Annotated in this window: 15 protein-coding genes; 2 read left to right on the forward strand and 13 right to left on the reverse strand. The window is 56.9% G+C overall.

Translation table 11 applies throughout. From position 1 onward, the window contains the following. Positions 1–20: 20 nt before the first annotated feature. From sppA to VLY20_11170, 12 genes are all read right to left on the reverse strand, one after another. On the reverse strand, positions 21–902 hold the full coding sequence (gene sppA / locus VLY20_11115; GenBank protein HUK57198.1) for a signal peptide peptidase SppA: 882 nt from the start codon (positions 900–902) through the stop codon (positions 21–23). A 13-nt stretch (positions 903–915) separates the two neighbouring features. Beyond that, positions 916–2,571: a 30S ribosomal protein S1 gene (locus tag VLY20_11120; protein HUK57199.1), complete on the reverse strand. Its 1,656-nt coding sequence runs from the start codon at positions 2,569–2,571 to the stop codon at positions 916–918. Positions 2,572–2,725: 154 nt separating this feature from the next. Then, entirely contained in the window at positions 2,726–3,343 is a 618-nt protein-coding gene (locus VLY20_11125; protein HUK57200.1) for a lysophospholipid acyltransferase family protein, read from the reverse strand. Between the two features lie 57 nt (positions 3,344–3,400). Continuing rightward, complete coding sequence (gene cmk / locus VLY20_11130) at positions 3,401–4,108, reverse strand: (d)CMP kinase (protein ID HUK57201.1); 708 nt, start codon at positions 4,106–4,108, stop codon at positions 3,401–3,403. Between the two features lie 10 nt (positions 4,109–4,118). Then, entirely contained in the window at positions 4,119–5,414 is a 1,296-nt protein-coding gene (aroA, locus tag VLY20_11135; GenBank protein HUK57202.1) for a 3-phosphoshikimate 1-carboxyvinyltransferase, read from the reverse strand. A gap of 1 nt (position 5,415) precedes the next feature. Continuing rightward, on the reverse strand, positions 5,416–6,360 hold the full coding sequence (locus tag VLY20_11140; GenBank protein HUK57203.1) for a prephenate dehydrogenase/arogenate dehydrogenase family protein: 945 nt from the start codon (positions 6,358–6,360) through the stop codon (positions 5,416–5,418). Next, complete coding sequence (gene aroF / locus VLY20_11145) at positions 6,338–7,354, reverse strand: 3-deoxy-7-phosphoheptulonate synthase (protein HUK57204.1); 1,017 nt, start codon at positions 7,352–7,354, stop codon at positions 6,338–6,340. Before aroF ends, VLY20_11140 begins: the two co-directional genes overlap by 23 nt. Beyond that, positions 7,351–8,451, reverse strand: a complete 1,101-nt coding sequence (gene hisC / locus VLY20_11150) for a histidinol-phosphate transaminase (GenBank protein ID HUK57205.1) — start codon at positions 8,449–8,451, stop codon at positions 7,351–7,353. The genes aroF and hisC overlap by 4 nt, the downstream gene beginning before the upstream one ends. 58 nt (positions 8,452–8,509) lie before the next feature. After that, positions 8,510–9,616, reverse strand: a complete 1,107-nt coding sequence (gene pheA / locus VLY20_11155; GenBank protein ID HUK57206.1) for a prephenate dehydratase — start codon at positions 9,614–9,616, stop codon at positions 8,510–8,512. 158 nt (positions 9,617–9,774) lie between these two features. Beyond that, complete coding sequence (locus tag VLY20_11160) at positions 9,775–10,137, reverse strand: hypothetical protein (GenBank protein ID HUK57207.1); 363 nt, start codon at positions 10,135–10,137, stop codon at positions 9,775–9,777. Further along, positions 10,121–11,224 carry a V4R domain-containing protein gene (locus VLY20_11165; GenBank protein ID HUK57208.1) on the reverse strand — a complete coding sequence of 368 codons (1,104 nt, stop codon included), beginning with the start codon at positions 11,222–11,224 and terminating at the stop codon, positions 10,121–10,123. Before VLY20_11165 ends, VLY20_11160 begins: the two co-directional genes overlap by 17 nt. A gap of 137 nt (positions 11,225–11,361) precedes the next feature. Then, positions 11,362–11,610: a hypothetical protein gene (locus tag VLY20_11170; GenBank protein HUK57209.1), complete on the reverse strand. Its 249-nt coding sequence runs from the start codon at positions 11,608–11,610 to the stop codon at positions 11,362–11,364. 152 nt (positions 11,611–11,762) lie between these two features. Here VLY20_11170 and VLY20_11175 point away from each other — a divergent pair, with 152 nt between their 5' ends. Both VLY20_11175 and VLY20_11180 read left to right on the forward strand, forming a co-directional pair. Continuing rightward, on the forward strand, positions 11,763–12,734 hold the full coding sequence (locus VLY20_11175; GenBank protein ID HUK57210.1) for an aldo/keto reductase: 972 nt from the start codon (positions 11,763–11,765) through the stop codon (positions 12,732–12,734). Next, positions 12,728–13,183 (forward strand): MEKHLA domain-containing protein, encoded by a 456-nt coding sequence (locus VLY20_11180; GenBank protein ID HUK57211.1) that lies wholly within the window; start codon positions 12,728–12,730, stop codon positions 13,181–13,183. The genes VLY20_11175 and VLY20_11180 overlap by 7 nt, the downstream gene beginning before the upstream one ends. On the opposite strand, the gene VLY20_11185 is transcribed toward VLY20_11180, so the two are convergent. Beyond that, the gene (locus tag VLY20_11185) at positions 13,178–14,035 is read right to left on the reverse strand and encodes a methyltransferase domain-containing protein (protein HUK57212.1); all 858 of its coding nucleotides are present in this window, start codon (positions 14,033–14,035) and stop codon (positions 13,178–13,180) included. The genes VLY20_11180 and VLY20_11185 overlap by 6 nt on opposite strands. Positions 14,036–14,045 lie beyond the last annotated feature (10 nt).

The raw sequence follows: 14,045 nt of genomic DNA on the forward strand, positions 1-14,045 counted from the left end.
ATAAGAAGGTCCGTATCCGTCTAAAAAGCCATCAGGTATTTCATTGAAACGCCGGCGGCGGGCAGTTGCATGCTGGGCAAGCGGCCCAGGAACTGGTCCCTGAACAGATCCAGCAGTGAAACCCGCTTTCGGGATTCCACGATTCGGGGCTCCCCTTTGATCCCGACCAGGTCGGCCGTGAGTCGGATCGTGTCCTGAAGATCTCCGATGTCATCCACCAGCCCGAGTTTTTTGGCCTCTTGTCCGGTGAAAACGCTCCCGTCCGCCATCTCGCGAACCCGTTCTTCCGCCAGCCCGCGTCCTTCAGCCACCGCCTGGATAAACTGATCATGGACATCATCCATCAGTCGTTGCAGAATCGCACGCTCCTCCGGCTGCATTTTTCGGAAGGGAGAGCCGATATCTTTGTTCCGTCCGCTTTTGATCACGACACTCTCCACGCCGATCTTCTTGAACAGGCCTTCCACATTGGCCAATTCCATGATCACACCGATGCTCCCCGTCAGGGTGCCCGGATTCGCCACGATTCGATTCGAAGCGCTGGCAATGTAATAACCGCCGGAAGCCGCCACCGTTCCCATCGAGACGACCACCTTCTTCTGGCCCTCCTCGCGGATTTTTTTTACTTCCTCGTAGATTTCCTGAGAGGGAACGACGCCGCCGCCGGGGCTGTCGATTCGCAGGATGATGGCCTTGATTCCGGAGCTGTTTTCATATCGCCGCAGTTCTTCAATCGTGCCGGAAGAATCGAGGATCACGCCTTCGATCTTGACCAGGGCGATGCGGTCTTCCAGGAAGCCTCCGCCGGCCTGCATGACCGAAGCGGAGTAGGTAACGGCAAAGAAGAGAACGGCCAAACCGACTAACAGGATCAAGCCGGCGATCAACGGATGGTTTTTCATTTTCCGCCCTGTTTTACTTCTTGTCCTTCTTCTGGGCGCGTTCCTGCTCGTTCTTGTACGCCCGGATGCTCAAGGCGATTTTCCGTTCCGGCATGTCCATCTTGATGATTTGAGCGCGGATGACGTCGTTGATTTGCATGGCATCCCCGATTCGTGAAGACGGTTCGATCCCGGTTTCGCTGACATGGATCAGTCCTTCCACCCCGTCCTCCAGTTCAACGAAAACGCCGAAATCCGTGACTTTGACGATCTTGCATTTTACCACATCACCGACGTGATACTTTTCGGCGATCCCGGTCTCCCACGGGTCGGACTGGAGCTGCTTGTAGCCGAGCGACAAGCGCTCTTTTTCTTTGTCCACTTTGAGAACCACGGCTTCGACCGGCTGGCCCTTTTTAAACAGTTCGGAGGGATGCGTGAGGCGCTTGGTCCAGGACATATCCGAAATATGGATCAGCCCGTCGATGCCTTCCTCCAGTCCCACAAACGCGCCAAAGTCGGTCAGTCCCTTGATCTTGCCGGTAATGCGGCTCCCGACGGGGTATTTTCCCTCGACCGCGCTCCACGGATTCGGCGTCACCTGTTTCATCCCCAGGGAAATCTTGCGGTTGTCCCGGTCCACCATCAGCACGACCACTTCCACCTGATCCCCGACCGAAACAAGTTTGGAGGGATGACGAACTTCGTGACTCCAAGACATCTCGGAAATGTGGACCAGGCCCTCGATCCCGGCTTCGAGCTCCACAAAGGCCCCGTAATCCGTGATGCTTACGATTTTCCCCTTGACGCGAGTTGCGACGGGGTATTTTTCCTCCACCCGTCCCCATGGATCCGGCGTTTTCTGCTTGAGTCCAAGAGAAACGCGGCCGGTTTCCTTATCATACTTGAGGACGACCACGCCGATCCGGTCCCCCACCGACAGTATCTCGGAAGGATGATTCACGCGGCCCCAGGACATGTCCGTGATATGCAGAAGACCGTCGATCCCGCCCAAATCGATAAACGCCCCGTACTCGGTGATGTTCTTGACCATCCCTTCGATGAGTTGCCCGTCTTCCAACGTGGCCATCGCGGCGCGGCGTTTCTTGTCCCGGGACTCCTCCAACAACACGCGACGGGACACGACGATGTTGCCCCGGCGGTGGTTCATTTTGATGATCTTCATCGGAAAGGTCTTGCCGATCAAGGCGTCCAGGTCCCGGACCGGATGAAGGTCGATTTGCGAACCCGGCAGAAAGGCCTTGACCCCGATATCCACCATCATACCGCCTTTGACTTTCGAGACCATCTTTCCATCGACGACTTCGGCTTTTTCAAAGGATTTCTCCAAGACTTCCCACACCTTCATCTTGGCGGCCTTTTCCTTGGAGAGGATGAGGTTTCCCTCGTTGTCTTCCCGCTCCTCGAGATAAACCTGGATCTGTTCTCCGACCTTGAGGGCCGCGATCTCGGTCGAGCTGAACTCACTGGCGGGGATCAGTCCTTCGGATTTGTACCCGATGTCCACTACCACGCCGGCCTGTTGGATGGCTACGATCATGCCCTCCACGACCCCTCCTTCCTTTAAATTTTTAAACGACTCCTCATAGAGGGCGTGCATATTCATCGGGAGATCATCATTCGTCGCCCCCGCGGTGTTGGTGATCGGTGCGTCTTCCGAAAACGTCATGCTGTCTTTGTCCCCTTTCCGTTTGATTTGATCAGGTTCCGTCTCAAGGAAAACTGAATGCGCATTGTACTATATTTTTTTATGATTTGTCACTACTTTAATTATTTTCACCTTTCATGGCCGCTTCCGGGACGGGATCGACCCCCCGCCTGGGTCAACCCGCCGCCCGTGCCTCTAATTTCACGATTTGTTCCATCACGGTTCGGCTAATCTGAAGATAAAGTTCCTTCCCGGTGCCATTTTGGACTTGCTCCGTGAAATCCAGAGGTTTACCAATGAACACGGTCACCGGATGAATCCGAATCATCCAAGAGCCCACCGGAAGAACCTTGTCGGTTCCGGTCACATAGACCGGAACCACTTTGGCCCCGCTTAGAGCCACGATCATTCCGATCCCCGGCATCGGTTTTTGGAGACGGCCGCTGACACTCCGGCCACCCTCCGGATACATCACCACGCAGTGGCCTTGCTTTAGCCGGCGGACGGCCTCCATCAGTCCGACCCGAGAGCGATGTCCCTTGCCGATCGGAAACCCGTTCAGTCTCCGATAAAGCCGCCCGACCCACCGGCCTCGAAACAGACTGGCCTTCCCCATAAAATGAAGCGGCCGGTCGATCATGGCGCCGAGCAGCGGGATATCCAGATAGCTGACATGATTGGGAGCGAAAAGAACCGGCCCGGTTGGGGGGATGTGCTCGGCTCCAACCACACGCAGCCGGACCAAGAACCGCCCGAGTATTTTCACCACGGCATGGGCGATCGCGTACAGCATATCAACGGGCAACCGGCCCCGAATCGACCGGAAGAACAGCACCCAAGGACCGGTTGCTCACGGTTTCAGACCCGCCTTTTGTTGAATCGCTTCCAACATCGTTGAAACCACCTCTTCCAACGCCAAACCGGTCGAGTCGATCCGTATCGCGTCTTCCGCCACTTTGAGCGGAGCAATCCCCCGATTGGAATCTTTCAGGTCCCGGGTATCGATCTCTTTCCGGGTCACGGTCAGATCGACCGGCAGACCCTGTTGCTGGAGTTCCAGATACCGGCGCCCGACGCGAACGTCCGGAGAGGCATCCAGGAAGAATTTTACCGGCGCTTCCGGGAACACCACCGTTCCGATATCGCGACCCTCCACCACGATGCCGCCCTGCCCGCCGACTTTTTCCCCCATCCGCCTCTGGATTCCCAACAACCGACGGCGGACCACCGCCGCCACGGCCACGGCCGCGGCCGCCCGGCTCACTTCAGGCGTCCGGATCTCGCCCGTGATGTCGCGGCCGTCCACGTAAACCTTCATCTCATCGTTGTCGGCCTTAACCGTTAATTTCAACCGCGAACATAACTTTTCGAGGGCTTCTTCATTTTGTACACTCACCCCCTCGTTCAATGCCTTCCACCCCACGGCGCGGTAGAGTGCCCCGGTATCCAGATAACGATAGCCTAATTTTTTGGCCAGCAGACGGGCCGCGCTGCTCTTCCCCGATCCGGCCGGACCGTCGATCGCGATGATCACTGAGGAGGTTGTTTGAACCGTCATTCGAGCCCCGTTACTCCGTCACGGACTCCAGAAGCGCTTGGAAGCCCGGAAACGAGGTCTCGATCCATTCGGTTCCTTCCACAACGGTCTCGCCCTCGGCGACCAGCCCGGCGATGGCCAGGGCCATCGCGATGCGGTGATCCCCGTAGCTTAAGCACCGGGTCCCCGAAAGTTTTCGCCCCCCGCGGATCATCAACCCATCGGGAAGTTCTTTCAAATCGACGCCCAGCTTGGACAACTCGCGAACGATGGTCCGGATCCGATCGGTTTCCTTCACACGAAGCTCTTCGGCCCCTCGAACAATAGTCTCACCCTCCGCGCACGCCGCGGCGACGCACAGGACCGGAAATTCATCGATGGTCTTCGGCACGCTCTCGGGCCGAATCGGGACACCCTTGAGCGGCCGCGACCGCACCGCCAGATCCGCAACCGGTTCACCGTTGACCTCACGGCGGTTTTCAAGACGGATATCGGCCCCCATCTCGGAGAGGAGATCCAGTAGACCTGTGCGCGTGGGATTGACCCCCACGTGGCGGATTATCAGCTCTGAATCCTTCACGATCGTAGCGGCCACGATAAAAAAAGCGGCCGACGAGAAATCCCCGGGAACATCGATTTCACGCCCGGGAAATTCAGACGGCGGCGTCAGCGACAGCTGCGCGCCTTTGATCTCGACGGGAATGCCCAGAGCACGGAACATGCGCTCGGTATGGTCGCGGGAGGAAAGCGGTTCGGTCAAGAGAGTTCGACCTTCAGCCAGCAACCCGGCCAGAAGCAAAGCCGACTTGACCTGTGCGCTGGCCACCGGCAATGCATAGGCGATGCCTATCAGCCGCCGCCCGCGAACGGCCAGGGGCGCCAAATTTCCATTTTCGCGGCCGTTGATTTCGGCTCCCATTTGCCGAAGCGGATCGACCACCCGTCGCATGGGGCGACGCCGCAACGATTCATCCCCGGTCAAGACCGAAAAAAAATCCTGGCCGGCCAGGGCGCCGGTCAAAAGCCTCAAGCCTGTGCCGGAATTTCCCAAATCCAAGATGACGGAGGGCTCGGAGAGACCGCGAAGTCCTTTCCCTTCAATCCGCAATGCCACGCCGTCCGTTTTAATATCTTCAATCGAAATGCCCATCGAACGGAAGGCGGTTACGGTATTCAGACAGTCCTCGGAAGCCAGGTATCCGTCCACCACGGTGGTTCCACGCGCGAGCGAACCCAGGATAATCGCACGGTGAGTGATCGATTTATCTCCGGGCACTGTGACCGTTCCCCGAACCCGCCGACTTTTCCTGACCGCGATCGATTTCATCTCAATTGAATTTCCTCCTTGCCGTTTTGGCGCGTTCAAATTCGCGACGAAGCCCTTCCGCATGCCCTTCGACCAAGAGTCGTTTGAAGCGGTCCAGGGTTTTCTCGTAGGCCTCGATGACGGCCAATAGGTTTTCCCGGTTGGCCATGCAGATGTCCCGCCACATTTCGGGGGAACTGGACGCCACCCGGGTAAAATCCCGGAAGCCGCCCGCCGAGTAGGACAGCAGATCGCCGCTTTTGGATTGAAGCTCGAGGGCGGTATCGACCAGGGCGTACGCGACCAAGTGCGGCAGATGGCTCACGACGGCCAGGATCCGATCGTGCGCCTCGGGTTCCATCGAGACGGTCTTGATTCCGATCGCTTCCCAGAACCGTTGAACCTTCTTGAAAGCTTCGGGAGACGTGCGGTCGGTCGGCGTCAGAATGCAGAGAGCGCCGGTGAAGAGATTGGCCGAAGCCGCTTCGATACCGGATTTTTCACGGCCGGCAATCGGATGACCTCCGACAAAAAGCGACCGGAGCGATGGATCAGGAGAAAAATACTCCTCCAGATGCCGGACGAGGTAGCCTTTTACACTGCCCACATCCGTGACGACGGTACCCTCCGAAAGACAGGGAGCCAACTCACGCGCCACCGCTTCCAATTGGCCCACCGGTGTGGCCAGGATTACCAGGTCCGCATTATGAACCGTTTTTTCAAGCTTTCGGAGATCCGTCTCGAAGCGATCGATCGCCTTCCGGGCCACCGCCCGTTTTAACTCGTCGGCGCGAGGTCCTACCCCGATAATCGTGTCCGCCAAGCGTTTCTTCCGTGCGGCCATTCCGACGGACCCGCCGATCAGACCGACCCCGATGATGACGATTTTCCGGAAGAGGCGTTCTTTGGAGATACGCGCAGGGGCACGGCGGACCGTGGCTTTACTAAACTTCGCGTCCGATCGCATCGGCAATCTTTCGAATCTCGCCCATCATGGTCTTAAACTTGTTCGGCTTGATCGACTCCTCTCCGTCGCAGAGAGCCTCCTCCGGATTTTGATGCACCTCCACCATGATGCCATCCGCGCCGGCCGCCACGGCCGCTCGCGCCAGAGGAACGACCAGTTCCCACCGGCCGGTCGCATGGCTGGGATCAACGATGATCGGAAGATGGCTTAAGCCCTTGATCACCGGCACGGCCGACAAATCAAGGGTATTGCGAGTGGCGGTTTCAAACGTTCGTATCCCCCGTTCGCAAAGGATCACCTTATGATTGCCCCGGGCCATGATGTACTCGGCCGACAGCAGGAACTCCTTGATCGTAGCCGACAGGCCGCGTTTCAACAGCACCGGCTTATCGTAGGCTCCCACCTCCGTCAACAGCCGGAAGTTCTGCATGTTCCGCGCGCCGACCTGGAGAATGTCGGCATGTTCGGCCACCAGGGCCACGTCGCGAGGATCCACCACCTCGGTCACGATCGGAAGCCCGGTTCTTTTCTTGGCCTCCAAAAGAAACTCCAGGCCCTTCTCTTCCAGTCCCTGAAAGCTGTAGGGCGAGGTGCGCGGCTTAAAGGCACCGCCGCGAAGGATGGTCGCTCCGGCCTCCTTCACCGCCTGCGCGATGTGGACCAGCAAGTCCTGCTTCTCAACGGCGCAGGGACCGGCCATGACATGAATCTTTTTACCGCCGATCTTGACGCCCTTGGCGACCTCCACGAGGGAATCTGTTTTTTTAAATTCGCGGCTGACCAGTTTATAGGGGGAAAGGATCGGCATCACCTTTTCGACGCCCGGAAAAACGGACAGGGGCTGATTCTCCAGCTGGCGCTCATCTCCGATCGCCCCGATGATCACGCGTTCCTCGCCACGGGAGACGTGGGGCTTGAGGCCGTACTCTTTCAGTTTATCGATGATATGGTTGATCTCTTTCTCAGTCGCGTCCGGTTTCAAGACAATAATCATACGGCATCCTTTCCTTTTTTATTTTTTAAAACTTCAGCCAGCGCCTTCACAAATCGGCGGTTTTCGGCCGGCCGGCCGATCGAAATCCGCAACCACGACCCCTGAATATGGCGGACGATCACCCCTTTTTTAAGAAGCCGCGCGTACACGGCCACGCCGTTCCGGCCGGTATCGACATAGACAAAGTTGGCCTGGCTCGGCAAAAATCTGAGGTCGAGGGCCTTGAACGATTCGGACAGATAACGCCGCCCTTCCCGGTTAACCCGAAGGCTTCGAGCCACATGGGCCTCGTCCGTTAAAGCCGCCAGGGCCGCGGCCTGGGCCAGGCTGTTGGTGTTGAACGGAAGCCGGACCCGATTCATGGATTCGATCACCTCCGGCGTGGACAGTCCGTACCCGATCCGGAGACCGGCCAGGCCGTACATCTTGGAAAAGGTCCGGAGAACCAGGACCGGCGCGCCCCGTCTCACGTCCTCGACCGTGTTGGGAAATTCCGGATCGTCGGCATATTCGGCATAGGCCTCATCCATCACGACAAGCGCATTCGGGGAAAGGTGCTTTAACAAACCGTCCAACTCCCGCCGTGTGATCATGGTCCCGGTCGGGTTGTTCGGGTTGCAGATAAAGACCAAGCGAGTTAGGGGCGTCAAACGGGCCGCCATCGCCTCCAGATCAAACCGGCCGTCGCGGAGCGGAACACGGACACTGATCCCGTGATGGGCCGTCACGCTGATGCGATAGATCGCAAACGTTTGATCCCCCAGAATCGCCTCATCGCCCGGCTCCAAAAACGTCTTGGCGGCGAGATCCATGATTTCGTCCGAACCGTTTCCGAGGATCACCTGCTCCGCTTTGAGTTTATGCTTTTGTCCGATCGCCTCGCGCAACCGGCGGCCGCTTCCTTCGGGATAACGGTGAAGATCGAGCGATCCTTTCTTTAAAGCAGCCAAGGCCTTCTTTGACGGGCCGAGCGGGTTTTCGTTTGAAGCCAGCTTGATTGCGTCCTTGATTCCGAGTTCGCGCTCCAGTTCTTCCAGCGGTTTGCCCGGTTTGTAAGGCTCGATGGATTCAATATGTCGGCCGATGGATATCGTCATGTTTCCTGAAATCAGAGATTTTTTATCGGGTGTACGACCGTGCGCTCCTACTTTGAATCTATTCATTCCCCTTTCCTTTTTCTTTGGCCGCCGGATAAGATCCCAGCACCTTCAAGAAAAGACATTGCTCGTTAAGCTGGTCCAGCGCGCGTCTCACCCGGTCATCATCCTGATGCCCTTCGAGATCCACAAAGAAGATATATTCCCATGCCTTTTTTCTGGACGGCCGGGACTCGATCTTGGTCAGATTAATCCCGTGCTGCGAAAAAGGCTGCAACATATCGTGCAGTGCGCCGACCCGGTCTCGGATCGTGAACATGATCGAGGTCTTGTCTCGGCCGGTCCGGCCGAGACCCTTGGACGAGACGACCAGGAAACGCGTGAAGTTATGGATGTTGTCCTCGACCCGCCGCTGGATGATCTGAAGACCGTACAACTGGGCCGCCAACTCCGAGGCGATCGCCGCGGCGGAGGCATCTTCAGTGCAGAGCTCCGCCGCCCGGGCCGTGCTGTAAACCTCCGTCGTCGGGATATGGGGCAGATGGTTTTCCAACCAGACCCGGCATTGAGCGAACGGCTGCGGATGGGAACAGATATGTTTCACGTCCTCCATCTTGCCGCTCTTGTTCATCAGGTGGAGGGACACCTCCTGCATCACCTCGCCGACGATTTTCAACGGAGAATCGACAAACATATCCAACGTGTGATTGACAACCCCTTCCGTTGAGTTTTCGATAGGGACAACGCCATAATCGGCCCTCCCCCGTTCCACCTCGCTGAAGACGTCCTTGATGCTGTTCACCGGAAGATACGAGGCTGAGAAACCGAACTGACGCTGACTCGCAAGATGAGTGAAGGTCGCCTTCGGGCCGAGGTAGGCCACTTTGAGCGGGCCTTCCAGGGAGAGCGAGGCCGAGATGATCTCGCGATAGACGGCGCGCAGCGCCTCCTTCGGAAACGGACCCTTATTCAAATTTGAAAGCCGTTCGTAAATTTCCATTTCGCGGGCCGGTGCGTGCAAATCGGAAAGGCTGGCCTTTTTCAGCTTGCCGATCTGCATCACAATCTTGGCGCGCCTGTTCAGGAGGGCGAGGATTTGCTCGTCCAGTTTGTCGATTAACCGCCGCAGTTGTGCGATGTTTTTATTATCTTTAGCACCGGCCATAACGATTTTACCTTTAGAATTAAAGGTCTACCATCCTATACGATTTCGGTGTCTTTTGCAAGCGGTTTATGGTTTCCGATTCCTGATTTTCCATAAAATGTCTGTTGAGAAAGGGATCTTGCTTGGTGGGGGTAAGCGATGGGTGGATGCCGAAGAAATCAATCCGGATTTTTAAGGGAGAAATTCAGATGGGAAACCAAGAAATCCTCAAAACCAGGGGTGGGATTCTGCCGGACCCAGACGTAGATCTCGGGCGTTCCCATGCAGAAACCCATCTTGAAATATCCGGGGATATCGACCACGGGGTAATTCGGAATGGCGTTAACGACTTTTCCTAATTTCTGGAAGTAACCAACCATCTCACGAGTCACCATCGCGTTTTTTAATGTGACGACTATTACCTTTGGAGCCTTGTGGCAGTCCTTACGGATTTCCAGGGCCGCCGTCTCGAGCCTCAACGAACTCGAGAGCGGCGGCGTGGAGATTTCGAGATGATCGGTCTCGTTACCTTCTCTGGGCAACGATCTCACAGAAGGGATCTCCTTTTCCGCGGCACTTGACCTCCTTGGCCACAAAGGTATGGCTGTTCCGGAAGAGCTTTTTATAATAATCTTCGCTCAATTCGGGTTTGACCGTGATGTCTCCTGTGTAAAGAAGGTTGGCCAACCCGGCCGTCGCCCCTGTGGCCAGATAGCAGATCCCATGGTCGCTTTTGGGGTATTTCATGCCCAGATAACCGTTCGACTCGTACGAGTTGAATACCCGCGCGACCAAGCGCTCGTTTGGGATTAGCTCGGCTATCCTCCACACCCCCCATCCCAGAGCGTTCATGACCGCGAAAATGCCGTGCATCCAATCTTCCCGAGATTTAAGCGAGGGATAAATGAGTTGATACCACTCGGGAGACTTCATGATCCCACCAAGCGTGTTGAAGGCACAAACATGTCCCGCCTCCACCAGAAGAGAACCGACTACCGAGTTGATATCGCCTCCCCGCACCTTTTGGGTCCGCATTTCGAATTCGTTCGAGATCCGGTTATAATAATTGGCGAAGTGTCGCGTAAGGTAGACGCCGAACGCGGGAATGTATCCCTCTTCGTTTCCGACCAATTCCATGCCGGAAACCGCCGTGATGATCCCTTCTTCATCAACCTGATTGGTCAATATCCGGGGGCTCACCTTGGAATTGCAATTGCCCTGCCCGACCGACTTTTGAATCACCCGGGCCTTGGCCTCGGTCGTCAATTCGAACTGGCAGGCCTTCGCCCCTTGCGCGATACATTCCTTTTCAACGCACCGGTATGTCCCCAAAGGCTTGTCAAACGCGGCCGCGGCCGCGGCCTCGATAAACCCGCTGTTGAAGTAACATGCGGGAGCTTCTTGTCGGCCCCATTTACTCAAGAAACCAAAACCATAATGGGAGAAGGGGGCGCTGACCTTTCCGCCTTTTTCGGTGATTCGATTCAACTCCAAAACCCCGAAGCCCAGCACATGGAATATTTCGGCAAATTCCGAAAGCCTCTGACTTGCGGGTTCTCCTTTTTTGGCCATATGCTGAAGCTGGCTATACACCACTTCCGCGGCCGCGTCGATTAGAACCTGCTTCATCTGTACATCCGCCGGATCCAAAAGGGTCCTCTGCAAAAAACAATTGTAGTGATGACAGTGAAACACAAGCGGTTCCCCGCCGAGCACCGCCTGATTGATTTCTCGGCGAAAGACGATGGGTTGTATTGTAAGCGTTTTCATTTGCTATCCCCCTCCCCGGATGGATTCTGGATCGGACTTTTTAGTCCCGTCATCTCTTCGATTATCGACTTTACTTCATTAAATATTTTCGGGTCGGTGACGTTTTTCTCGAGGAGAGCAGGAAGAGTGTATCCCGTCTTGAGAATGATCCGGGCCCCCGCGAGTTTTTTCAGAGAACTGTCGGCCTGTTCGTTAAACCAGCCGATCAGCTTTGCAATGCTCGTTGTCTCTATGGTCTGTGTCATGGTCCCTCCTGAAGATAATGACGGAAGCATCATTTAGAAGTGTATCCGAGGATGCCTACTTGTCAAGGCGGAGGACCGACTGGTTCTTCACCCTTGACATTCTTTCCTAAATAGGCGTAGGTTTTAAGGAAATCACCAAGGATGCTCTTGCCATGCTTTACACAAAACTCGGCCGAACCGGGCTCCGGGTCAGTCGTCTCTGCTTAGGGACGATGAACTTTGGGCCGGAAACCTCTGAGAAAGAAAGCCACGCCATCATGGATGAGACGTTGGCTCTCGGCATCAACTTCTTCGACACCGCCAACGTCTATGGATGGAAGAAGGGGGAAGGCTGGACGGAGCAGATCATCGGCCGATGGCTCGCGCAGGGCGGCGGCCGACGGGAAGCGATCGTTCTGGCAACGAAGGTCTACGGACGGATGGGTGACCGTCCCAACGAGCGGGCCCTGTCGGCCTACCATATCCGCCGCGCATGCGAAGAGAGCCTCCGACGGCTCCGGACCGACCATATCGATCTTTACCAGATGCACCATATCGACCGCGACACGCCGTGGGAGGAAATCTGGCAGGCAATGGAGCATCTGGTGCACGAGGGGAAGGTGATCTACATCGGCAGCAGCAACTTTTCCGGCTGGCAGATTGCGACGGCCAACCAGACGGCCGCGCGCCGCAATTTCATGGGCTTGGTGAGCGAGCAGAGCATCTACAATCTCCAGAACCGGATGATCGAGCTGGAGGTGATCCCGGCCTGCCGTGAATACGGTCTGGGACTCATCCCTTGGAGCCCGCTGGCGGGCGGCCTCCTCGGCGGCGCGTTGAAGAAAACCGCCAAGGGTCGTCGGACGGATTCCGAGACCCAGGCCCTCGCGGAAAAGCACCGGCCGCAGATCGAACGGTATGAAGCCTTCTGCAAAAAAATCGGCGAACCGCCTGCCGTTGTGGCCCTGGCCTGGCTCCTGGCAAACCCTTTCGTCACCGCGCCGATCATCGGGCCCCGTACGATGGACCAACTCAAAAGCAGTCTGCGCGCGCTTGAAGTTCGTCTGGACGAAATGTCCATGAAAGAGCTCGATACGATCTGGGCCGGCCCGGGCGGCGAGGCACCCGAGGCCTACGCGTGGTGATCTCGGCTTTTCTGATTGATCACACGCAGCGCCTGCTCTCAAGCTATCGGCGTTGGACGGGGCGGGATCTGATTCCGGCTTCCGGCTCGCTGGAAGAGCGGGCCCGGCACTTGTTTAACGTGCCGTTCGTCGTCATCTCGCACGGCACGGAAGAGGATCCCATTTTAAACTACGGCAATCAGGCGGCGTTGACGCTCTGGGAGATGTCGTGGGAGGAGTTCACAAAAACACCGTCGCGCCTCACGGCCGAGCCGATGGAACAGGCGGAGCGCGCAAAACTTCTGACCGAGGTGTCGAATAAAGGTTTTATGGACGGCTACCGAGGCGTGCGGATCTCCAAAACGGGCCGACGTTTTCAGGTCGAGAAGGCCGTCGTCTGGAACCTGATCGACGAGCACGATCGGTATTGCGGTCAGGCCGCGACCTTTAGCAGGTGGACATACCTATGAGGGTTTGATTCCCGAGACCGCCAGGGCCACGCCGGGGATTCGGACCTCCGCGCCGCGACGGAATCGTTCGGCCGCCCCGACCATTTTCTCATCCGCCTCTGTGCGCTTCTCCTGCGGAACCTTCTCAAACAGTCCCTGAAGCGGCGCGGCCATCTCTCTCAGACATTCCAGGTATTCCTTTTCCGAAGCAAAAACACCTTCGATCGGCACCTCTTCTTCGCGAAGATCCGTAAAACCGGCGGCCTTCATCCGGCCCTGCAGATCACCCGACCGTTCCAGATAAAAGATGCCCGGAACGGACGGATCGACCGGCGGCATCTCCATATATTCTTTGAGCACTCCCATGGGAAGCGTGATGTATGGATTCTTCTCTTTGGCCGCCCAGACCGCCGTTGCCACTCTTCCTCCGGGCTTCAGCACGCGATGCATCTCTCCAAGAGTCTTGTCCAGATGTGGGAGGAACATCAGACAGAAACGGGACGTGACCGCATCAAACCGGTCCGCTTCAAAGGACAGCGACGCAACATCGGCTTGCCGGAAGGTCACATGATTCAGTCCCCGCTTGGCTGCTTTCCGCCGGGCCACTGCAAGCATGTCCTCGGCAATGTCGATGCCGGTCACATGGCCGCTCGTTCCAACGCGCTCCGCGGCCGGGATCGCAGGGTATCCGGTTCCGCTTCCCAGATCCAGGACCTGATGGCCGGGCTCCAGGCGGGCCTTCTCCAACAGATGCCGCGTACAAGGTTCCATTCTGACATTCAACCAGGCGTCCCATTTTTCCCATGCGGCCGAAACCCGGTTCCAGTCCTTGCGTTGTGTTTCGATGAATTGGTTCGGATCAAAATGGGTCACGATGATTCTC

The sequence above is a fragment of the Nitrospiria bacterium genome, assembly GCA_035517655.1.
GTDB lineage: Bacteria > Nitrospirota > Nitrospiria > JACQBZ01 > JACQBZ01 > JACQBZ01.